The 21,360-nt window shown below is 50.9% G+C and carries 20 protein-coding genes and 1 tRNA gene; 2 read left to right on the top strand and 19 right to left on the bottom strand.

Annotation, left to right across the window (positions count from 1 at the left end; translation table 11 throughout):
• Nucleotides 1-30: 30 nt before the first annotated feature.
• Nucleotides 31-486 (bottom strand): ACT domain-containing protein, encoded by a 456-nt coding sequence (locus tag FYJ84_RS05245; RefSeq protein WP_154406544.1) that lies wholly within the window; start codon nucleotides 484-486, stop codon nucleotides 31-33.
• Nucleotides 487-641: 155 nt separating this feature from the next.
• On the opposite strand from FYJ84_RS05245, the gene FYJ84_RS05240 reads away from it, so the two are divergent.
• Complete coding sequence (locus tag FYJ84_RS05240) at nucleotides 642-1,493, top strand: shikimate dehydrogenase (protein ID WP_154406543.1); 852 nt, start codon at nucleotides 642-644, stop codon at nucleotides 1,491-1,493.
• A 270-nt stretch (nucleotides 1,494-1,763) separates the two neighbouring features.
• On the opposite strand, the gene FYJ84_RS05235 is transcribed toward FYJ84_RS05240, so the two are convergent.
• From FYJ84_RS05235 to FYJ84_RS05185, 11 genes are all read right to left on the bottom strand, one after another.
• Nucleotides 1,764-2,162, bottom strand: coding sequence for a YdbC family protein (locus FYJ84_RS05235; RefSeq protein WP_154406542.1), 399 nt, complete (start codon nucleotides 2,160-2,162; stop codon nucleotides 1,764-1,766).
• A gap of 194 nt (nucleotides 2,163-2,356) precedes the next feature.
• Entirely contained in the window at nucleotides 2,357-2,917 is a 561-nt protein-coding gene (locus FYJ84_RS05230) for a UbiX family flavin prenyltransferase (RefSeq protein WP_154406541.1), read from the bottom strand.
• Between the two features lie 19 nt (nucleotides 2,918-2,936).
• Nucleotides 2,937-3,296: a YraN family protein gene (locus tag FYJ84_RS05225; protein WP_277006844.1), complete on the bottom strand. Its 360-nt coding sequence runs from the start codon at nucleotides 3,294-3,296 to the stop codon at nucleotides 2,937-2,939.
• Nucleotides 3,297-3,301: 5 nt separating this feature from the next.
• Nucleotides 3,302-3,631: an EscU/YscU/HrcU family type III secretion system export apparatus switch protein gene (locus tag FYJ84_RS05220; protein WP_154406596.1), complete on the bottom strand. Its 330-nt coding sequence runs from the start codon at nucleotides 3,629-3,631 to the stop codon at nucleotides 3,302-3,304.
• Nucleotides 3,632-3,646: 15 nt separating this feature from the next.
• Nucleotides 3,647-5,809, bottom strand: coding sequence for a hypothetical protein (locus FYJ84_RS05215; protein ID WP_154406540.1), 2,163 nt, complete (start codon nucleotides 5,807-5,809; stop codon nucleotides 3,647-3,649).
• A gap of 26 nt (nucleotides 5,810-5,835) precedes the next feature.
• On the bottom strand, nucleotides 5,836-6,627 hold the full coding sequence (locus FYJ84_RS05210; RefSeq protein ID WP_154406539.1) for a ribonuclease HII: 792 nt from the start codon (nucleotides 6,625-6,627) through the stop codon (nucleotides 5,836-5,838).
• A 63-nt stretch (nucleotides 6,628-6,690) separates the two neighbouring features.
• Complete coding sequence (gene ylqF / locus FYJ84_RS05205; protein WP_154406538.1) at nucleotides 6,691-7,596, bottom strand: ribosome biogenesis GTPase YlqF; 906 nt, start codon at nucleotides 7,594-7,596, stop codon at nucleotides 6,691-6,693.
• 1,096 nt (nucleotides 7,597-8,692) lie between these two features.
• Nucleotides 8,693-9,865: an MFS transporter gene (locus FYJ84_RS05200; protein ID WP_407060739.1), complete on the bottom strand. Its 1,173-nt coding sequence runs from the start codon at nucleotides 9,863-9,865 to the stop codon at nucleotides 8,693-8,695.
• Nucleotides 9,843-11,204 (bottom strand): hemolysin family protein, encoded by a 1,362-nt coding sequence (locus tag FYJ84_RS05195; protein WP_328596338.1) that lies wholly within the window; start codon nucleotides 11,202-11,204, stop codon nucleotides 9,843-9,845. The genes FYJ84_RS05200 and FYJ84_RS05195 overlap by 23 nt, the downstream gene beginning before the upstream one ends.
• A 152-nt stretch (nucleotides 11,205-11,356) precedes the next feature.
• Nucleotides 11,357-12,697 carry an NADP-specific glutamate dehydrogenase gene (gdhA, locus tag FYJ84_RS05190; protein WP_154406537.1) on the bottom strand — a complete coding sequence of 447 codons (1,341 nt, stop codon included), beginning with the start codon at nucleotides 12,695-12,697 and terminating at the stop codon, nucleotides 11,357-11,359.
• Between the two features lie 267 nt (nucleotides 12,698-12,964).
• On the bottom strand, nucleotides 12,965-14,413 hold the full coding sequence (locus FYJ84_RS05185) for a nicotinate phosphoribosyltransferase (RefSeq protein WP_154406536.1): 1,449 nt from the start codon (nucleotides 14,411-14,413) through the stop codon (nucleotides 12,965-12,967).
• 270 nt (nucleotides 14,414-14,683) lie between these two features.
• On the opposite strand from FYJ84_RS05185, the gene FYJ84_RS05180 reads away from it, so the two are divergent.
• Nucleotides 14,684-14,760: transfer RNA gene (locus FYJ84_RS05180), tRNA-Pro, on the top strand.
• Nucleotides 14,761-15,101: 341 nt separating this feature from the next.
• Here FYJ84_RS05180 and FYJ84_RS05175 read toward each other — a convergent pair.
• From FYJ84_RS05175 to rfbA, 7 genes are all read right to left on the bottom strand, one after another.
• Nucleotides 15,102-15,824, bottom strand: coding sequence for a phosphatase (locus FYJ84_RS05175; RefSeq protein ID WP_154406535.1), 723 nt, complete (start codon nucleotides 15,822-15,824; stop codon nucleotides 15,102-15,104).
• A 487-nt stretch (nucleotides 15,825-16,311) separates the two neighbouring features.
• Nucleotides 16,312-16,728 (bottom strand): hypothetical protein, encoded by a 417-nt coding sequence (locus tag FYJ84_RS05170; RefSeq protein WP_154406534.1) that lies wholly within the window; start codon nucleotides 16,726-16,728, stop codon nucleotides 16,312-16,314.
• 125 nt (nucleotides 16,729-16,853) lie between these two features.
• On the bottom strand, nucleotides 16,854-17,549 hold the full coding sequence (gene cobI, locus FYJ84_RS05165) for a precorrin-2 C(20)-methyltransferase (protein ID WP_154406533.1): 696 nt from the start codon (nucleotides 17,547-17,549) through the stop codon (nucleotides 16,854-16,856).
• 196 nt (nucleotides 17,550-17,745) lie between these two features.
• Nucleotides 17,746-18,660: a dTDP-4-dehydrorhamnose reductase gene (rfbD, locus tag FYJ84_RS05160; protein WP_154406532.1), complete on the bottom strand. Its 915-nt coding sequence runs from the start codon at nucleotides 18,658-18,660 to the stop codon at nucleotides 17,746-17,748.
• A 15-nt stretch (nucleotides 18,661-18,675) separates the two neighbouring features.
• Nucleotides 18,676-19,278, bottom strand: coding sequence for a dTDP-4-dehydrorhamnose 3,5-epimerase (gene rfbC, locus FYJ84_RS05155; RefSeq protein WP_328596337.1), 603 nt, complete (start codon nucleotides 19,276-19,278; stop codon nucleotides 18,676-18,678).
• 27 nt (nucleotides 19,279-19,305) lie between these two features.
• Nucleotides 19,306-20,325, bottom strand: a complete 1,020-nt coding sequence (gene rfbB / locus FYJ84_RS05150; RefSeq protein WP_154406530.1) for a dTDP-glucose 4,6-dehydratase — start codon at nucleotides 20,323-20,325, stop codon at nucleotides 19,306-19,308.
• A 49-nt stretch (nucleotides 20,326-20,374) separates the two neighbouring features.
• Nucleotides 20,375-21,271 (bottom strand): glucose-1-phosphate thymidylyltransferase RfbA, encoded by an 897-nt coding sequence (rfbA, locus tag FYJ84_RS05145; protein WP_154406529.1) that lies wholly within the window; start codon nucleotides 21,269-21,271, stop codon nucleotides 20,375-20,377.
• Nucleotides 21,272-21,360 lie beyond the last annotated feature (89 nt).

Genomic DNA, 21,360 nt, shown 5'->3' with positions numbered 1-21,360 from the left:
CCTTCTAGCAAATTGCGGAACGGCAAGTTTTTAAGCCTGTGCCTGTCCCAATACCTCCATGCGCTTCACGCCATCAACCATGCGCAGCTTGTCCAGCAAAGCTTCCAAATCCACTGACATATTGGCAGTCTCAATGGAAACAGTAGCGTTGGCAACCCCCTGCAAAGGAATGCCCTGATTGATGGTCAGCACGCTGCCGGAATCGCTGGAAATGGTATTCAGCACGCTGGACAGTACCCCCCTCTTGTGCTCTAGCAGGAATGTCAGGGTGACAATCTTGTTCTGGCTTGCCTCATAGAATGGGAATACATAATCCTTGTACTTGTAGTACGCACTGCGGCTCAGCTCCATGCGCTCCACCGCCTCATTGATGGTGCGGGCATCGCCCCTTTTCAGCATTTCCTTTACACGGATAGTCTTCTTTATGGCCTCTGGCAGAATTTCCTCACGCACAAGAAAATAGCCGTTTTTTTCACTTTTACTCATTTCTTCTTACCTCCGTACACCCTATAAAGATGTTTTTCTACATACAAGGGATATTATAGCACGATAACTGTAAACTTGACAATAGTACCAGTAGACATTTGTGGAATTTTTTTAGTATAATTAAATAATCAAGACCAAGGAGCTGATAAAATACTATGTTTACGGGAAAAACCATCAATCTGGGCGTGATAGGCAACCCTATCGGCCATTCACTTTCCCCGGCAATGCAGAACGCGGGCATCCAGGCAGCAGGGCTGGACTATGCCTATATCGCCATGCCGGTACGGAACGAAAATCTGAAGGAAGCTGTGGCCGGACTGAAGGCGCTGGGCTTCCGTGGCTTCAATGTCACCATCCCCCACAAGCAGGCGATTATGGAGTACCTGGATGAGATACACGAAGATGCCAAAATCATCGGTGCCGTCAACGCAGTCAAAAACGAGGACGGCCATCTCACCGGCTACAACACCGATGTAACCGGCTTCATCGACGGCATGAAGCAGCAGGGCTTTTCCCCGGCCGGCAAAAATGCCATCCTGCTGGGGGCAGGCGGTGCCGCCCGGGCCATCATCTGGGGGCTCATCAAGGAAAAGGTCAAAAGCCTCACCATCGGTGTCAGGAACGTTGCCAAGGTGCAGCCTGTGGCCGATTATTTCAGCCATTACCTGCCCATAGAAGTGCTGGACTGGCACAGCCCTGAGTTTGCCGCAAAGCTTTCAGGGGCACAGCTTCTCATCAACTCCACACCTCTTGGCATGGCACCAAAGACAGACGCCATGCCGCCTGTGGACTGGAGCAAGGTTCAGCCTGATACCTTCGTCTACGACATCATCTACACCCCTGCCGAAACCCTTTTCCTCAGGACGGCACGGGAGCATGGCTGCCGGACGCTGAACGGGGAAGCCATGCTGGTGGGCCAGGGTGCCGAGGCCTTCCGTCTCTGGACAGGCCAGGTGCTCCCCCAGGAGCCAATGGCTGCCGCCCTGCGCTCTGCCCTGGAGGACTGACGGCTCAGGCGCAATGGCTTAATTTCATCAGGATAGAAAATGACCGGTAACGTATACCTCTGTACGCACCGGTCATTTCTTTGCACTTATATTTCCTATCGCATTGAGATTTTCCGCACTCTGTTATATCTTATTGCCAGTTATCAGCTGTAGCCGATATTCTGCCTGACATTTATTTTAGATTCTTTATCTTCGACTCTGCCTGTTCAGGCTTCCCGACCATGCATCACCATTGCAGGTATGCTCTGCCTGAAATAAATTAAGCTGATTTTATACCCCCAGTGCCTTAGGCAACTTAGTTGCCCTAGGTGCCTTAGCAGCCCGGGTTTTCTTAGCTGCCTTAGGTGCCTTAGTTGCCCCGGTTGACTCAGTTGCCTTAGCTTCCTGCGCCTCCCGAGCCTGCTCAGCCACCACTTCAGGGATATTCTCCATGATATCACCAAGTATTTCTCTCAAGGAGTCCATCTCCGCTACGCTCAGGGAAATCCCCTTCCCCATACGGCTGTGGTCAGGTGACCATGAGCGCAGCTCATACCTGGGCTCCCCATCATTCCATGCCACCAGATTCATTTCCTTCGTCCAGCCATTTCGCGATTTTGATATCACCCCCAATCTTTTCTTGATATCATAAATAGGACCACCTTCCGCAACAAAGCTAACGTATGCCATTTCATGCCCCCCTCTATGCATTGCCTGACTTCATTTAAACTTATATACTTGTATTTAAGCCCATATCTGATTTGTAATTTCCGTGCACTTCATTACAAATCAAATATAGCATTGTTGCAAAGGCTTGTAAATACCGCAGCAGCTCACAAATACTGTTTTTATTAAAAATATATCGAATCTTTTTAAGCAAAAACTCACATTGTCCCCTGCCAACGGGCAAATAAGTTGTTTTTTACACCCAGATTATCGCAGATTTTTCCCACCAGCATGTTAACCAAATCCATAATCGTATCAGGGCGATGATAAAAGCCCGGGCTGGCCGGAATAATCACGGCTCCCATGCGGCACAGCTTCAGGAGATTTTCCAGATGCCCTGCATGCATAGGCGTCTCCCGGGGCACCACAATCAGCTTGCGCCCCTCTTTAAGCATTACATCAGCTGCCCTGGTCAGGAGATTATCCGTTATGCCGTTGGCCAGGCAGCCGCAGGTGTTCATGGAACAGGGTGCTATCACCATGGCATCCGCCTGAAAGGAACCGCTGGCAATGGCCGCCCCCACGTTATGCACGTTGTAAATCTTGTCTGCCACCACAGCAATATCCTCAAGGGTAGTATCGCACTCGTACTGAATGACTCCCAGGCCGCTGTCCGAAATCACCACATGCACCTGATGGCCTGCATTTTTCAGCACCTCAATCAGCTTCAGCCCGTAGATACTGCCACTGGCACCTGTAATACCCACTATAATCTTCATTCTTCCATACATCCTCTCTTTATACCTCAAACGCATTCCTGATGTGATTTACGCTCATCTGACCGGCAGGTGTGCGCAAGATTTCCAGCACATCAAAACGGAAGCGGTTATTCTCCAGCCCCTTGCTGCGAATATACCACTTCGCGCTCCTGATAATCTTCTGCTGCTTGAAATAATCTACCGCTCCCCCCGGCCTGCCAAACCTGCCTGACCGCCGTGTCTTGACCTCGGCAAAAATCACCATGTCATCACGCCTGGCCACAATATCCAGTTCGCCGAACCGGCAGCGGTAATTCATCTCCAATACACTGTAGCCGTGGGAAGACAGATAGCCTGCTGCCAGCCTTTCGCCACACCTGCCCAGTTCCTTGCTGTCCACGAATCTTACAGCTCCTTTGCCAGCGGCGTCTCCATCAGCTTTTCCTTGCGCCGCTTGTCTATCCTGTACACATAGGCAAGTATCTCCGCCACGGTGGTGTACAGCTCCGTCGGGATTTCCTTGTCCAGCTCCAAGGCCATCAGCATGTTGACCAGGGACTTGTTCTGATAGACCGGCACCTGTCCTTTCTTTGCCGCCTCCAGAATATTTTCCGCCACATGCCCCTTGCCCTTGGCAACCAGCTTCGGTGCCCTGTTTTTCTCCATGTCATACTTGAGGGCAACGGCCTTCTTTTCCGCCTGGGGGTCCAGCTCCGGCTCCTCCTTGGGCCTCATCCTGTCCTTTAGCAATTAATTCACCGTCCCTACCTTCAAGTCGTTCAAATGAACTGATGTATCATACAATGCCTTGCGGATATCCGGCAGGTACTCGCTGAATGCCTGCACCGCCTCCTGGTCTGAAAACCTGACACGCAGATTGAGGTTGTTACCCTCGTAAAGCTGGCAAACAATATCCACTGCCCCGATATTCTCCGTCAGGACACAAACCCTGAACCAGGTGTCCTTGCGCAGCCTGCCCCGCTCATCCTCATGGGGCGGCTCATGATACAGGTTGACATAGGCCGGATAGCTCTGCTCATTCTCGCCTATGTACAGAGGCATCACAAAGCTGATGGACTTCTGCCCGTCTGCCTTGTAGCTGCCCTCGCTGCTCACTGCCCCCTTCATGGAGGAAAGCATGGTCTTGATTTCCTTGCTGGCATTCTTCAAATCCCTTGCCTTGATATTTTTCAATGTCCCCAGCTCTGCCAGCTGCAAAAATGCCCACAGCTTCGGCAGGCCTTCCATGCCCTGCTGCTGCCCTGCCTGCTGGATGGCGGCAGGAATGTTGCCCTGCACCATCCTGAGAAGCAGGTTCAGCTGCTTGGCATCCTGCTGGCTCAACGCCTCCTGGCTGCCATTGACAAAATCCTGCAAAAGCTGTGCATCCTTCACCGTCAGGCTGCTGTCCTTCAGCAACAGCTGTGCCATGTCCTTGAAGGCTGCCACCGTCTGCTGGTTGTTGGCAAGCTGGGGCTGGGACTGCTGTGCCTGCTGGACAGGATTTTTCACCACACCTGTCTCCTGAGTATAGCCGTACCTGCTGAAAATTTGCCGAAAAAGGGGATTGTTTTCCAGCTCCGCTGCCCTGCTGTGGGCGCCGGCAAAACTCTGCCCGTTGCCATTCCTGGCAATCTGCTGTGAGCCTTGAGAATTATCTGCCTTGTCAGCGGCCTGTCCAGCCCGGCCGGCTGCATTTTGCTGCATTTCAGAAGCATTATTCCCGGCCGTCTGACCCGTAGCTGCATTGGCAACCGGCTGCCCCTGGGCTGCATTTGCTGCTGCCTGCCCCCCCGGGCTGGCAGGATTCTGCTGTGCCAACTGAGCGTTATTCCCAGCCGTCTGCGCCTGCCCCTGGGCTGTATTTGCCGCTAACGTGCCCTGACCTCCGAAGGCTGCACTATTTTGCGACACACCTGGGGCGGTATTAGCCCCCTGGCCATTTTGCTGCAACGGCTGATTTTCTCCGGCAACCTGGCCGGAAGCTCCACCAGCAGCACCGGCATTGCCACTGCCAGCCATAACGCTGCCGCCTGCGGCATTTCCCTGTGGAACGTTGCTACCAGCCATACTGCCTGCCGATGCACCGCCTGGTGCCGTATTCCCTGCTGCCGGACCGCCTGGTGCCGTATTCCCTGCTACCGGACCGCCTGCTGCCGTATCTGCTGCATTGCCGGACAGAGGCTTGGGGAACAGCACATCAATCAGCTGCTTCATTATGCCCGTGTCCCCATTCCCCTGTCCGGAGGCTGCACCAGCCTGCCCGAAAGATGCCAGCTGCCCGGACAGCTGCTGCAAAAGGCGTGCCAAATCCTCAGGCAGGCCCTCGGCATTGCCGCTGTTCAAAAGCTGAAAGGCCAGCTTGTTCAGCTGTACCAGCTCCAAATCGCCTGTATTGCCTGACAGGGCACTCTCCCCGATAATATTTTTTATATTTGCCATCATCAGCTGCAGCACATCCGTCAGCTCACCTGCCATTACACTGCCGCCAGCCTGGCCGCCGGTCAGCTGGCTGGCAGAAACAGCATTAGCCTCCGCCATATTGCCCAGCTGCTGGAAAATCCGCCCCAGGATAGTCAGCTGCTCCGCAGAATACCGCTCGCTTGCCATGGCACTGCCCAGCCCTTCGCCCAGTGAGTTTTCCAGAGAAAAGGCGTTGCGCACCACATTGTTTATCATCTCCTGCAGCTGCTTGGGCAGGACAGCCTCCGTCCCCAGACGGCTGTTGGCAATCTTATCCAGCACGGCAGACATATTGTCCACGGAAGTGGTAAACTTGACATCCGTCTGCTTGGCAAATGCCGAGCTGGAACTACCATCCTTGTTTATGGCTATGCGGTCGGTTTTGGTTTCCGCAGTCCTGCCTGCGGGCTGTATAGAAGGACCTACCGCTGAATTTACATTTGTGGGCATAATGTACCTCCCTGAAAACACTCACATTACTTTCCTGCTGCTATGGAGCGGACAGGCTCAAAGGTCAGGCGATGAATCGGGCAGGGGCCGTATTTCCTGATAGCAGCCACATGCTCTGCCGTGCCATATCCCTTGTGACTGGCGAAGCCGTACTGAGGATACTGCTTGTCATATTCATCCATCAGGCGGTCACGGGCAACCTTGGCAATAATAGATGCCGCCGCTATGGAGGCAGACCTGGCATCGCCCTTAATCAAGGACAGCTGCGGAATATTCAGCTCCTTCAGATGCACCGCATCTATCAGCACCAGCTGCGGCTCACAGGGCAGGGCAAAAATAGCATCGTACATGCCCTGCATGGTTGCCTGCAGGATATTTAACCTGTCAATAACCTCAGGCTCCACAAATACCTGACGGACGGCCACTGCCTTGGCCATTATGTCCTCGTAAAGCTCATCCCTTACCTTGGGGCTCAGCTTCTTGGAATCATTCAAATGAGGCAGCAAAAGCTGGGGCGGCAGAATGACGGCAGCCACCGACACCGGCCCTGCCAAAGGCCCCCTGCCTGCCTCATCCACACCGGCAATCACCTCAAATCCCTTCTGCCTGCCTTCCTCCTCGAACTGATACATGGCCAGCAGACGCTTTTTTTCCTCTGCCAATTTCGCCTGCTGCCGTTCATATTTCTGCACCAGCTTTTGGGCAGCAATGCGGCTATCATTGCGGCATGCCGCCAGCAGCTCATCCGTTATCTGATTTTCCTGTTCCTGCTTAAAAAGCCTCTCCAATTCTTTTATCGTCAAATTGCTTATATCCATACACAATCACCACAAATAAAGTGCCAAGATTTATCGCCACTTTATCACACGCACCGGCATATATCACTGCTCATCCTCTGCCATGCCATCATCCTGTGGCGGCATATCAAGGCTGACTGTGCCCAGCTTGCCGCTCCTGAAGTCCGTCAGCACAATGCGCTGTGCCTTCTCCGTATCTACGATGCCCCCCTTCACCAGGCAGCCCCGCTTCCTGCCAATCAGCTCCAGCAGCTCATGGGGCTCCGATGGCAAATCCCCTGCCAGCTTGTAGCGTTCCCTCAGCCTGTCAGGGTACATCTCCGCCATGGTCTGCAAAAATACGCCGGTGATGAGCTCCCTGTCAATGGCCTCGTCATTAATCGCCCCGGTAAACGCCAGCTTCAGCCCGGCAGTCATATCCTCGAACTTCGGCCACAGAATCCCCGGCGTATCAAGAAGCTCCAGATTGCCCCCCAGGCGTATCCACTGCTTGGCACGGGTAACGCCCGGCTTGTCTGCCGTCTTTGCCTTGTTGGAGCCTGCCAGCCTGTTTATCAGGGAAGACTTTCCCACGTTGGGAATGCCCAGAATCATCACCCTGGCAGCCCGCGGCTTTGCCCCCTTGCTGACCAGCTTGTCGGTCATAGGCTTTGCCAGGGCTTCCGTCATAGACACCAGCTGCTTGATGCCGCGCCCCTGGGGTGCATCCACCGCCACCGCCGGAATCCCCTGCTGACGGAAATACGCCACCCATTCCTTTGTAACCTTCGTATCAGCCAAATCCGACTTATTCAATGCCACCAGCCGCGGCTTGCCTGCAATAATCTCCTGCAGCATGGGATTGGCACTGCTATAAGGAATCCGCGCATCCAAAAGCTCTATGACCACATCCACCAGCTTCAGATTATTCACAATAATATCCTTGGCTTTCTTCATGTGGCCCGGATACCAGGAGAAGGGTTTTATTTGTGTTTTTTCCGTATTTTCCATTCAATATAATCCTCTCTAATCTTTTATTGTATTCCCATGAAACCGCGTGTTTATTGGTGATATGGTTAAATATCTGAATATAGTTTCCGTTTTTATCCTGCATTGTCAAAAATCGTATTTTTCCGTATTTTGGTAGACAAAAATCACGACGATAGACAAGGATAAGAAAACAAGTTCTGTAAAAAATTATACCACACTGCACACTTTACATCAAGCAAAATAATGAAAATTTCAGTTTGTCGTAGTGCTTGATCGTTACTTCGGCGAGATATGTAAGGTGTATTGATTAGTGCAGGGGAGCTGTCTGAAAAATATCAGCATATATCCCAATGGGCGGTCATTTTTTACATTGTTGTGTATAAACCTACTTACGGTCAGACCTTTTTATAGAGCCTCAAGGCAGTACCATCGCAGGCACGCTCGCGCTACTATCCACGCCTAGCGGATGCTAAGCTCTCGCTTCGCCTTACGGCTCGCGAATTGCTAAGCACCGAGGCGCGTCTCAGTGCCATGCGAATGGTACATGCCCTGATACTCTTTAAGAGGTCTGACACAAAATTTTCACAACTCTGCTTATAAAGTCAACCGCCCATCGCATTATCTGCCAACAGTTACAAGCCTGCGACAGCTCCCCACTCACTTCTCAGCAAGCCTTTATATTTTGCCGTAGCAGCATGATGATGCATTACGAACAAGCCTGAAAAAGGGAGGTCGGGGCACTATATGTTATACGGCGGTTGGCAATAGCATGTTTCGTCAGCCTCCCAGCTCCCCCCCTTTCAGGCTTGCTCGTAAAGTAGGATTAGTTACTAAAGCTTCATACTAATTTGTGGAAGTTGTATTATTCTGTTGTATCTGTTCAGACACAAAGAGGGACAGGTGCGGCATGTACCCAAAGAAAACCTTGAGTGCAGCCTCGCTTCTTAGCGAGTGCGAGCGTAAGCGACGCAGGAGCTTAGAAGCGCGAGGCTGTGCTAAGAGCGAGAGCGAGTTTTCTATGGGTACTGCCGCTACCTGTCCCTTTCCAATGTCTGAACAGAGTCCACGAAGTATCAAATTACATCAGTCAGTATATGCACGAAGTAACGATCCAGCACTACGACAAACTGAAACTTCTCATTACATATTTGGCAATAACAGCCTGGCTGAACGCCAGCGCTCCCAGCAGCCCAAAGGACACATACAGATTTGTACTATCAGCCACAAACCCGATGAGGGCAGGCCCCATGAGAATCCCCAGATACCCCATAGTGCTGGCGGCAGACACTGCCTGATTAAGCGGCATGACCTTCTGCCTGCCCATCAGCGAATAAAACACCGGCACTATATTGGCACTGCCGATACCGATAATAAAGAACCCGGCATACAAAAGCCAGGCAGCAGGCGCCCAAATCAGCAGCACGAACCCTGCACAAGCCAAAAGCCCGCCGCCGATAGTCACCACCGGCGCCCCCAGCCTGTTGACGGTCCAGTCCCCTGCCAGCCGCATAATCAGCATAGCCGCCGAAAAGACCGTAAAGCCCACACCTGCCATGCTCATATCAAACTGCTTCACACTGGTCAGGAACACGCCGCTCCAATCCATGACGGCTCCCTCCACCAGGAAGGACACAAATGCCACCATGCCGATGAATACCACAATTCCCCTAGGCACTGCCAGCAGGGAGCCTTCCCGCTTTTCGCCGCCCTCAGACATCAGATGTGGCCTGAATACAGCCAGCAGCACCAGGATAATCCCCCAGGCAATCACAGCCGCCTGAAAATAATTGAGCCCTGCATTCAGCCAGACACTGAAAATACCTGCCCCTGCAAAGCCCCCTATGCTCCAAAAAGCATGCATGCCGGACATAAGCCGCACGCCGGACTTCTTCTCCACCATTACGGCAAGCACATTAACCACCACATCAATGGAGCCCATCAGGGCACCCAGCAGCAAAATCAGCGGTACCAGCATGTATAAGGACTGCACCATGCTGAGCAGCACCAGCACCATGCCATAAAAGACACCTGCCGTCACCAGAACCTTGCGGCAGCCCCATTTCCCGGCAGCTCCGCCGGAGAAGGGCATCGTCATCAAGGAGCCAATGCCCACGCACAAAAGCAGCATGCCCAGTACATCCTCCGTCAGTGCCAGCCGTTCCTTCAGCATAGGCACCATGGGAGCCCAGCTGGCACAGCCAAAGCCCCCCACGAAGAACAATGCCTTGGCAGCCCACTGCTGCCATCTCAGCTCCTTCTCCCTATCCTCAGTCTTTTTCTTCACCATCATTATCCTGCTTCTTATCCTCCACTGTACAAATAATCTTGTCTATCCGATAGCGGTCCAGCCGGGCAATCTCAAACACAAAATTCTCCCAGCGCACCGACTCTCCTTTTTTCGGAATATAGCCAAACAACGCCGTTACAAAACCGCCCATGGTCTGATAGTGGTCCTGGTCCTCGTCCGGCAGCTCGTCAATATCAAACTTTTCCTTGAAATCATCAATAGAGCAAAGCCCTTCAATATTCCAGCTGTTATCATCCCGTGCCGTAATCTGCACCGGCTCCGGCTCGTTGATATTATTGGTATCACCAATCAGCTCCAGCAGAATATCCTGCAGGGTAATGAAGCCGATGACACCGCCGTACTCGTCCAGCACCGCCGCCTCGTGGATGCCGGTCTCCTGAAACTGCTCCAGCACCCGGAAGCTCTCCATGGAACGGGGAATAAACATAGGCTTCCTGATGAACTGGCTTAAATCCAGGGGCTTGTTGTCAAGTGCCGCATTAAAAATATCCTTGATATAGATAACGCCGCAGAAATCATCCAGGCTTTCCTTGCCCACCGGGATAATCGCCTCCGATGTGGCGCGGATAATGGCCAGGTTCTGCTCCAGTGTATCCTCCAAATCAATCCACATCATCTGGGTGCGGGGCGTCATCAGTGAGTAAGCCGTCTGGTCGCTCATGTGGAACACCCTGTCCACCAGGCTCTGCTCCTTCTTTTCAAAGGTGCCGTCCTCGGTAGCCTGCTCAATTAAATCCTTTACCTCATCCTCAGTGACTGTATCGTCAATCTTCAGATTCAGCCCCAGCATGGCCAGCAGCAGGCGCACGGAATTAGCCAGCAGGGAAACCACCGGCTTCGTCACGAAAATCAGCTTGCTCAGTGTCTTTTCACAGTGAATCAGTGTTTCCTCCGGCTTCTGCATAGCAATCCGCGTCGGCAGGAATTCGCTGAGCATCAACGTCAGATAAGTCACAATCAGAATGCTCAGCCCCAGTGACAGCTCATCGGCATAAGGTACCAGATAAATATATGGCTTCACCATGGGCGCCAGAATCACGCTGGTGCTGACACCGATCAGGATACTTACGAAGGTAATCCCCAGCTGGATGACAGCATTGGCACGCTCCGGGTGCTCCAAAAGCTTCAATGCCTTGGCAGCATCCTCATTGCCATCGTCCAGCAGCCTTTCCAGCCTGCTCTTGTGGCTCTCATTCAAGGAGGTCTCTGCCAGAGCAAAAAACACATTAATAAAAATCAGCAAAAAAATCACGCACAGCCAAATAGACGGATAAGGGGTATCCAAAAAATCCACATCCTTTTCATCAAAAAGCAAAATCACTTAATGCTCTAATTATAGCCGTTTCCGCTATTTAATGCAAATTTATGGAACATTACCCCAAAAATAAAACCGCCATCCCCTCAGGGACAGCGGTCTCACTCTGATATTTATAAAAATGTCTATCCGTATTGCAACGCTGCTGTGCAGGCTTCTTAGCAAACGCCCTGAGCCAGCATAGCATCAGCAACCTTCAGGAAGCCTGCGATGTTGCAGCCTACCAAAAGGTCACCCTCATGGCCGTACTCCTTGGCGCAACGCTTGGAGTTCTCATAGATGTCAGCCATGATGTTCTTCAGCTTGTTGTCAACTTCCTCGAAGGTCCAGCTGTAGCGCATGGAGTTCTGAGCCATCTCCAAAGCGGAAACAGCTACGCCGCCAGCGTTGGCAGCCTTGGCAGGAGCGAACAGAACATTGTTGTTCTGCAGATACTCAATAGCATCCAGGGTAGAAGGCATGTTGGCACCCTCGCCTACAGCCTTGACACCGTTAGCAACCAGAGCCTTGGCGGACTCCAGATCCAGCTCCTGCTGGGTAGCGCATGGCAGGGCAATATCGCATGGAATAGTCCAGATGCCCTTGCAGCCCTCATGGTACTCAGCGGATGGCTTCGCATCAACATACTCCTTGATGCGGCCGCGGCGAACTTCCTTGATCTCCTTTACGAGAGCCAGGTCAATGCCGTCCTTGTCATATACATAGCCGTTGGAATCGGAGCATGCCACAACCTTGGCACCGAATTCCTGAGCCTTTTCAATAGCATAAGTAGCAACGTTGCCAGAGCCGGAGATAACAACAGTCTTATCCTTGTAGTCAAGACCTGCATCAGCCAGCATCAGCTTGGTGAAATACAGGAGGCCATAGCCGGTAGCCTCGGTACGGGCCAGGCTGCCGCCGTAGTTCAGGCCCTTGCCGGTCAGCACGCCTGCATCATAAGCGTTGCGGATGCGCTTGTACTGGCCATAGAGATAGCCAATCTCACGGCCGCCTACGCCGATATCACCGGCAGGAACATCAGTGTTCAGGCCGATGTGACGGCACAGCTCGGTCATGAAGCTCTGGCAGAAACGCATGATTTCTGCATCAGACTTGCCCTTCGGGTCAAAATTGGAACCGCCCTTGCCGCCGCCGATTGGCAGGGTAGTCAGGGAATTCTTGAACACCTGCTCAAAGCCCAGGAACTTGATGATGCTCAGATTTACGGATGGATGGAGGCGCAAGCCGCCCTTGTATGGTCCAATGGCACTATTGAACTGTACGCGATAGCCCTTGTTGACATGCACCTTGCCTGCATCATCAGTCCAAGGAACGCGGAACATTACAACACGCTCAGGCTCTACGATACGCTCAAGAATAGCTGCCTGCTGATACTTAGGATTCTTCTCCAACACAGGAGCAATAGAAGTCAAAACCTCTTTTACAGTATTGTGGAATTCGGTCTCGCCTGGATTTTCAGCCTGAACCTTTGCGATGATTTCTTCAACATAACTTGCCAAGATAATATACCTCCAATGAATAACAAATGAAATAACATTTTTTCATGTATACAAAAAACATTCTATATCATTTCTGTATACAACACACAGCAAAATTATTATACTACAAATTTAATGTTTTTCAATAGTAAATGAAATGTATACATTATTCAATTAGCCATATATTTTATTTATGGAACAATAAAAGGACGCAGCACCTGCCCCGCCCGGACAGATGCCACGCCCCATACCTTCGGCATCGCAATACAAAACAAAAAACTAAAGCACTCAGCCCCGCAAATCGTGCAAAAGGGACATTTTCATCTCATAATAATCAGGGCTCATGTCCAGATAATGCTTATGAGGGTTCTCAAACCGCTGCTCCTCCTGCCAGATTTCCTTGTCCAGCTGCTGCTTCACATAGGCACGGATTTCCTCCAGGTCGCGCTTCGGCTGCACCCTCTTGCCGTCCTTCACCACCAGCTGCTGCAGCTCCTTTACCGTGCAGTTCTCAAAGAAGCGGTTCTTCCAAGGCTTCTCCGGGTCCACATAGCGGTATGGCTTGGACATATCGACTACTTCATCAAAACCGGCAATCAGGTCGGCTACGGCATAGCCCTCCTCCCCGTAGATGCGGTATACCCGCTTGAAACCCGGGTTGGTAATCTTCTCCACCGCCTCGGAAACCTTGATGCGGGGCACATACCTGCCCTCATACTCCACCGCGGCAATCTTGTACACCGCCCCGAAGACAGGGTCGCTCTTGGCAGTAATCAGCCGCTCGCCTACGCCAAAGGCATCAATCTGTCCCCCCTGCCTGAGAATAGAGGTAATGGTATACTCATCCAGGCTGTTGGAAACCACGATTTTGCAATCCTCCAGCCCTGCCTCATCCAGCATTTTCCGCACCTTCTTGGAAAGATATGCCAGGTCGCCGGAATCAATGCGGATGCCCTTCAGCCGCTTGCCCATAGGCTCCAGCACTTCCTTTGCCACCCTGATGGCAGCCGGAATGCCGGAATGAATCACATCATAGGTGTCTACCAGCAAAACAGTAGCATCAGGATAAACCTCCGCATACTTTTTAAAAGCAGTATACTCATCCTGATAGAACATCACCCAGCTGTGTGCCATGGTACCGCTGACAGGGATGTTGAACTTCTGTCCCGCCAGCACCGTTGCCGTGCCTACAGCCCCTGCAATATACGCCGCCCGGGCACCGTATACGGCAGCATCCATGTTGTGTGCCCTGCGGGCGCCAAAATCCGACACGGCTCTGCCATCTGCCGCCCGGACGATACGGCTGGTCTTGGTAGCAATCAAGGACTGGTGGTTGACCAGCGCCAAGAGGGCAGTCTCCACCAGCTGGGCATCAATCAGGGGCGCCACCACCGTCACGCAAGGCTCGTTCGGATACATGACAGTCCCCTCCGGGAAGGCATAAATATCCCCGGAAAAATGAAAATCCTTCAGATAAGCCAAAAACTCCCCGGAAAACAGATTCAATGACTCAAAGTAAGCAATATCCTCCTCCGTAAAATGCATATTCTCCACGTACTCAATCATCTGCTCCAGGCCGGCAAAAATTGCAAAGCCGCCCTCATCAGGGTTCTTGCGGTAAAAAATGTCGAAAATAACCCTGGGCTGAGTTTCATGATGGGCAAAATAGCCGTTAGCCATGGTCATTTCATACAAATCCATCATCATGCTGATATTGCGGGTGGAAAACTGTGTCATATCGCTTCGCCTCTTATCTCGTACTCATTCCGTACTAATATCGTACCAACATCTTGCTTATTGCGTACTCACATCATGCCTGTATCATGCCGTCCTCACACTCACAGCTGCCTCGAATTGCCGCTCCGTATCACTGCACTGCATTTCCACAGGCTATATTATTTCTACTATACACTTTTTGCGAAATTTATGCAACAAATTCGCTTTACACATAAAAAATACAAATTTTACTTGCAATTTTTCCCAAGTAAGCGTATAATACTTTCTTGTCGGGATGTAGCACAGTTTGGTAGCGCGCATCGTTCGGGACGATGAGGTCGCAGGTTCGAATCCTGTCATCCCGACCAGAATTGCATAGTAAAAGGCATTGCCGTGAGGCAATGCCTTTTTTGCGTGCCTTAATAACTATGTCCTCCCTGCAGCATAAAACATAAATCAACCCAAAAACACCGTTATCATTAAGCCATACAAAACTTTAATGATAACGGTGTTTTTTACCACTATTTTACCAGATATTGCTACACATTCAGTCAAATATCAACGAGCAGTCATAAAATCTGGACAGAAGCTTTACAGCATGCTTAAATGCATTTATGAAAAGAGATAGAAAGCATACAGTATAGCAAAATAACAATATTATGATATTATGCAGGTACTAAGATTTTGCTAAAACTGACTTGAACCAGCTTTACGCCTGCCAGCTTATAAATCTTTTCAGCCTGTCAGCAGCTACGTTCAAAATCAATTCCTCTGGAAAATCCTGCTCCTGCAAAAATTTCCTTGCCTCATCAAAGCCACCAACAGCACTAGGGTCATGAGCATCAGAATTCACGATAATCGGGGCGTGATGCTGCTTGCACAGTGCCAGCATCCTGCGATAGTTCTCACGATAATTCAGCCGGAACCCCTCACGCTTCAAAAAAGAGCTGTTATTTACCTCAAGAGCCACGCCATTTTCCTTGGCAGCCGGAACCAGACGCTCATAATCCAGCGGTGTATGGTCATCATCAGGATGTGAAACAAACTTGATTTTCGGATGGCGCATGCAGGCGATGAGATTATCGGTATTGGCTTCCCTGCCAGCATCCTCATAGCAGGTAGCATGAATCCCGGCAATGGCATAATCCAGCTTGTCCAGCCATTCATCGTCCAGGGACAGATGCCCACCTGCCAGCACATTCACCTCGCTGCCAAAAAGCACTTCCACCCCATAGAGGCTGCGAGGAACCACCGATAAGTTACAGTAATAAAACGGGTCCACAGTGCCGGGAATGCCTGGTGCATGCTCGCTGATGCCCAGCAGCTCCAAGCCCTTTTCCGCAGCTGCCTGCGCCATCTCCCTGATGGTGCCGTAGGCATGGCCGCTTGCCAGTGTATGCGTGTGCATATCCAGGATAAATTTGTTGTACATTCTATCTGCCTCCCCATATATTTTCTAACGCAATTATATAGCAGTTTCCTAAAAACTTCCACTGCAGTTCCTGGGTAGTGTCAATTTTTACGCAAAATTCAGTTTATACAACGGTTGGCAGTAACAGGCTTCGTCAGTTCCCAGCTCCCCCTTTTCAGCTTTTTCGTAAAGTCAGATTAGTTGCTACAGTTACATACTAATTGAATGCAGTTGGATTATTATGTGCATATCTGTTCAGACAAAAAGAAGGACAGGTGCGGCATGTACCCAAAGAAAACCTTGAGTGCAGCCTCGCTTCTTAGCAAGTGCGAGCGTAAGCGATGCAGGAGCTTAGAAGCGCGAGGCTGTGCTAAGAGCGAGAGCGAGTTTTCTATGGGTACTGCCGCTACCTGTCCCTTTATAATGCCTGAACAGAATCCACGAAATATCAAACTACGTCATCAGTATATGCACGAAGTAACGATCAAGCACTACGACAAACTGAAATTTAAAAATTCATAGCCCCTGTGCCATAAAAATGCCCAGCATCAACGGCACCGCCGCCCTTGGCCTCCTCACCCTCCTGCGGCGTAGCAATGGTCAACCCTGCCCCCACCTGGGAGATAGTATTCAAAAGCTTCGGGCTGTCCTCCTGCCGCACGGCATGAGTCTTGGTCTGTGACACTATTTTGTCCTCCCGCATGACAGTAATCAGCGTAGAACCATCAGACAAAATTCTCGTCACCGTCACGGTCTTCTCCGGGTCTCCCCCGTCATCAGAATTCAGGCTGGGACTCTGCCCCTTTTTCATCTTGTCCAAAAGCACAGAAAAATTGGAACAGGTCTCCTCATGCTCCGTATTCCGCGCCTTTGCGCCTGTCCAGATGCCTATGCCAAGACCGGCTCCATTAACCTTGCTAGTCATAAAAAAGCTCCTTTCAACTTGCTTCCTTCAATCCATTGAAAACTTTTCGAGCTTATTAGCCAGCACCATTGAACCAACTAAAATCCTTGCTACGTTAATAATATCGTAGCAAAGGAAAAATATCTTTACCTTCTTGTGAGAATAGTGGACAGATAATTCAGCTTCCTGCCCTTCTCCCCGGAAATATCCCGGATAATCACCTCATCGTCAAGGCCGCAGCGGCTTGCCAGCACTGCCTGCTTTGCCAACCCTTCCTCCGCGAGCATATCAATCACGGCATCGGAGTTCTTGTACACCTTCATCAGCACGGCATTATCGCAGGTCTTCAAGGCAGACCGCACCCTGTCTTCCGGCATGTTGGCAGGAATAATGCTCAGAATGCTGTCTCCCTCCACAATCGGGGTGTTGGTAGCACTGCCGATGGCACAAAAAGCCGGAATCCCCGGAATCGTCTCTATCTCCACAGCCTCATGCTGCAAAAGCCGGAACACATAAATGTAGGTACTATAAAACATGGGATCTCCCAATGTCAGGAAGCCCACATTTTTCCCAGCCTGCAACAGCTCCAGGATTTCCTGCTTGTTGCTCTGCCAGGCGGTATCATCCTCCGCAAAGCCTACCGTCATAGGAAAAACCTGATATACGATTTCCGTTTCCGGCTTGATATACTGGCTGGCAATGTTCAGCGCCACACTGCCATCCTTTTTCTCTGTCTTAGGTGCAATAATCACATCCAGCTGCTTGATTGCATTGATGGCCTTTACTGTCAAAAGCTCCGGGTCACCAGGCCCCACACCAATACCAAATAACTTCCCTGCCATAAAAACCTTCATTCCTTTCCATGCAATGTACAAACGACCAAAAACAAGCACTGCAAAGATTATTGCTCATACATTTCTTTCATTCTAGTTAGTTATTTATTCATTCATTTCATCATTTATTCGCACCTCTAAGCGGATGCGGTATCAATATTTTATACCAACAGAAAAAGCCTGTCAAAGTTTTCATATATTTTTTCTAGGATTCCAAATCCTTCAGGTAACGCTTCAAGGCATCCTGCCACTCAGGCAGCGGCTGAAAGCCATTTGCCGTCAGCTTACCGGTAGCCAGCCTGCTATTAAATGGCCGGGCAGCCTTGCTGACGCCATATTCCTCAGTGGTAACAGGAATTACCTTTGTATCATAACCGGCCTGACGGAAAATCTCACAGGCAAAATCATACCAGCTGATATAATCCCCCTCATTGGTGGCATTGTAGAAGCCATATTTTTCCGTCTCTATCATATCTGTCAGCAGCCGCGCCAAATCCAGCGTATAGGTAGGCCTGCCAATCTGGTCATTAACCACCCTAAGCTCAGGATATTTTTTGCCCACATTCAGCATGGTCTTGATAAAATTGTTGCCGTTTCTGCCAAATACCCAGGAAATGCGCACCACGAAGAACTTCTCCAGGCACTCCTTCACCACCAGCTCCCCCATCAGCTTGCCAAAGCCGTAAACATTCAATGGGTCATACTCATGGCAATCCGCATCCCATGGCTCGGTTCCCTGCCCGGCAAAGACATAATCCGTGGATATATACATCATCTTGCAGTGAATATAATTGCAGGCATCCACAATATTGCTGGTGCCGTTGCCGTTTACATCCAATACCTTTTCCTTGTTTTCCGGCTCCTCAGCCGCATCCACATTGGTCCAGGCCGCACAGTGAATCACCGCATCAGGCTGCAAATCGAAGATAGCCTCCCTCACACCTGTCCTGTCCAGAATATTCAGCTGACAATAAGGCGCACTGCATACGGCACTGCCGTCCTGTATGCCGCTGTAGGCCTCAGATAAATCAGAGCCTATGGCCTCATGGCCTCTCGCTGCCAGCTCATTCATTACATCATGCCCCAGCTGGCCATTGACTCCCGTAACAAAAACTTTCATTATGCTTTGCTCCTGTCAATCAAACTTAAAGGTATCCTTCAGTCCCAGCCACTTCTTGTCCTTATCTGACAAATTCAGTGGCACGCCATCCACCGTGTATCCGGCAGAATCAGCACTGCCCTGATACTCGCCTTTCAGCTTCGGCCACTCTATGCCGATTTCCGGGTCGTTCCAAGCCAGGCCGCCTTCATCCCCGGGCTGATAGAAGTCCGTCACCTTGTAGCAGAACTCCGCCTCATCGCTCAACACCAGGAAGCCGTGGGCAAACCCCTCGGAAATATAAAACTGCTTCTTGTTTTCCGCACTCAGGGTAACGCCATACCACTGGCCATAGGTGGCAGAGCCCTGGCGCAAATCCACAGCCACATCAAACACCTCGCCACGGATTGCCCTGACCAGCTTGCCCTGGGGATGCTTCTTCTGGAAATGCAGCCCCCGCAGCACCCCCTTGGTGCTCATGCTCTGATTGTCCTGCACAAAAACCATATCCAGGCCTGCCTCATGCATATCCTGCTGATTATAGGTCTCCACGAAATAGCCACGATTGTCACCGAACACTGTCGGCTCTATTACATAAAGCCCCTCAATGGGAGCCTTGGTAACTTTTATCTTGCCCACTGCCATATCTCCATTTCACATCTATGCTTAACGATTGCCATACATCTTGTCGTAATACTGCTGGTATTCGCCGTTTACAATATCCTGCCACCATTTTTTGTTGTCCAGGTACCAACGGATGGTCTTCTTGATGCCATCCTCAAATTTGGTTTCCGGCAACCAGCCCAGCTCATTGTGGATTTTAGTGGGGTCAATGGCATAGCGCATATCATGCCCCTTGCGGTCTCCCACATGGGTAATCAGGGACTCCGGCTTGCCCAGTTCCCGGCAGATGATTTTGACAATCTCAATGTTCTGCTTCTCATTGTGGCCGCCTACATTGTAGACTTCGCCAACCCTGCCCTTGTGGATAATCAAGTCAATGGCCTTGCAATGGTCCTCCACATAGAGCCAGTCACGGACGTTCAGCCCCTCGCCATATACCGGCAAAGGCTTGTCTGCCAGGGCATTGGCTATCATCAGGGGAATTAGCTTCTCCGGGAAGTGATAAGGGCCATAGTTGTTGCTGCAGCGGCTTATAGTCACCGGCAAGCCGTAGGTACGATGATAGGCCATTACCAAAAGATCAGCCCCTGCCTTGGAAGAAGAATACGGGCTGCTGGTATGCAGCGGTGTTTCCTCCGTAAAGAACAAATCCGGCCTGTCCAAGGGCAAATCACCATATACCTCATCAGTAGAAACCTGATGATAACGCTGAATGCCGTACTTGCGGCAGGCATCCATCAGCACTGCCGTCCCCATGATATTGGTTTCCAGGAAAATCCCCGGATTTTCAATGGACCTGTCCACATGGGACTCAGCCGCAAAGTTTACCACCATATCAGGCTTTTCTTCCTCAAAAAGCTTCTCCACAGCCTCCCTGTCACAGATATCAGCCCTGACAAAGCGGAATTTATCCTGCTCCAGCACCGGCTCCAGGGTGGACAAATTGCCTGCATAGGTCAGCTTGTCCAGGCAGATAATCCTATACTCCGGGTGTGCCTTCAGCATGTGAAACACAAAATTGCTGCCGATAAAACCGGCACCGCCGGTTACAATGATAGTCATTATTTCATAGCTCCTCTAACTTATTTCTTAGCTCAACGCAGTATATATCTCAATGCAGCACATCAATGAATTTGCCGTCAATGACATCCTTCAGATACTGGCCATACTGGTTTTTCTTCAGCACCTCGTAGGTGGCAAGCACATCATCCTTGCTAATCCAGCCGTTGAGATAAGCAATCTCCTCCAGGCAGGCAATCTTGCGGTGCTGGTGGGTTTCCACCGTCTTGACAAAGTTGGTTGCCTCCACCAGGCTCTCATGGGTTCCCGTATCCAGCCAGGTATACCCCTGCCCCAGAAGCTCCACATTCAGGCGGCCTGCTTCCAGATACAGCCTGTTCAAGTCAGTAATCTCCAATTCACCGCGGGCAGAAGGCGTAAGCGTCCTTGCCAGCTCCACCACCTGATTGTCGTAGAAATAAAGCCCTGTCACGCAGTAATTGCTCTTTGGCTTTTCCGGCTTTTCCTCAATGCTGACAGCCCTGCCATGCTTGTCAAACTCCACAATACCGAAACGCTCCGGGTCATCCACATAGTAGCCGAAGACCGTGGCGCCATCACCATTTGCGGCACGATCGACAGCATTTTTCAATCTGCCATTGATGCCATGGCCGGCAAAAATATTGTCCCCCAGCACCATGGCCACCGTATCATTGCCTATAAAATCCGCGCCGATAATAAATGCCTGCGCCAGTCCGTCAGGAGAAGGCTGCACCGCATAGCTGAGATGCAGCCCGAACTGGCTGCCATCCTTCAAAAGCGCCTCAAAACGCGGCGTATCCGCCGGTGTGGAAATAATCAGGATATCCCGGATACCTGCATTCATCAATACTGACAGCGGATAATAAATCATCGGCTTGTCATACACAGGCAAAAGCTGCTTGGACGTCACGGTAGTAAGCGGATAAAGGCGTGTCCCCGAACCGCCTGCCAATACAATACCTTTCATCTGTATCCCTCCCATTGCAGTCATACACAACAATTATACCACACCGCTATTTTTCACACAAGAAAAGACCGCCTGCAGGCAATAAATGC

It is taken from the genome of Anaerovibrio slackiae (assembly GCF_009695585.1).
GTDB classification, from domain to species: domain Bacteria; phylum Bacillota; class Negativicutes; order Selenomonadales; family Selenomonadaceae; genus Anaerovibrio; species Anaerovibrio slackiae.
This window is presented reverse-complemented; position numbering and strand designations above follow the sequence as displayed.

Bases quoted from the DNA above. Each gene is read 5' to 3' on its own strand.
- FYJ84_RS05245 (WP_154406544.1), bottom strand. From the start codon at position 486: ATGAGTAAAAGTGAAAAAAACGGCTATTTTCTTGTGCGTGAGGAAATT.
- FYJ84_RS05240 (WP_154406543.1), top strand. From the start codon at position 642: ATGTTTACGGGAAAAACCATCAATCTGGGCGTGATAGGCAACCCTATC.
- FYJ84_RS05235 (WP_154406542.1), bottom strand. From the start codon at position 2,162: ATGGCATACGTTAGCTTTGTTGCGGAAGGTGGTCCTATTTATGATATC.
- FYJ84_RS05230 (WP_154406541.1), bottom strand. From the start codon at position 2,917: ATGAAGATTATAGTGGGTATTACAGGTGCCAGTGGCAGTATCTACGGG.
- FYJ84_RS05220 (WP_154406596.1), bottom strand. From the start codon at position 3,631: ATGAGGCCCAAGGAGGAGCCGGAGCTGGACCCCCAGGCGGAAAAGAAG.
- FYJ84_RS05215 (WP_154406540.1), bottom strand. From the start codon at position 5,809: ATGCCCACAAATGTAAATTCAGCGGTAGGTCCTTCTATACAGCCCGCA.
- FYJ84_RS05210 (WP_154406539.1), bottom strand. From the start codon at position 6,627: ATGGATATAAGCAATTTGACGATAAAAGAATTGGAGAGGCTTTTTAAG.
- ylqF (WP_154406538.1), bottom strand. From the start codon at position 7,596: ATGGAAAATACGGAAAAAACACAAATAAAACCCTTCTCCTGGTATCCG.
- FYJ84_RS05200 (WP_407060739.1), bottom strand. From the start codon at position 9,865: ATGATGGTGAAGAAAAAGACTGAGGATAGGGAGAAGGAGCTGAGATGG.
- FYJ84_RS05185 (WP_154406536.1), bottom strand. From the start codon at position 14,413: ATGACACAGTTTTCCACCCGCAATATCAGCATGATGATGGATTTGTAT.
- FYJ84_RS05175 (WP_154406535.1), bottom strand. From the start codon at position 15,824: ATGTACAACAAATTTATCCTGGATATGCACACGCATACACTGGCAAGC.
- FYJ84_RS05170 (WP_154406534.1), bottom strand. From the start codon at position 16,728: ATGACTAGCAAGGTTAATGGAGCCGGTCTTGGCATAGGCATCTGGACA.
- cobI (WP_154406533.1), bottom strand. From the start codon at position 17,549: ATGGCAGGGAAGTTATTTGGTATTGGTGTGGGGCCTGGTGACCCGGAG.
- rfbD (WP_154406532.1), bottom strand. From the start codon at position 18,660: ATGAAAGTTTTTGTTACGGGAGTCAATGGCCAGCTGGGGCATGATGTA.
- rfbB (WP_154406530.1), bottom strand. From the start codon at position 20,325: ATGACTATCATTGTAACCGGCGGTGCCGGTTTTATCGGCAGCAATTTT.
- rfbA (WP_154406529.1), bottom strand. From the start codon at position 21,271: ATGAAAGGTATTGTATTGGCAGGCGGTTCGGGGACACGCCTTTATCCG.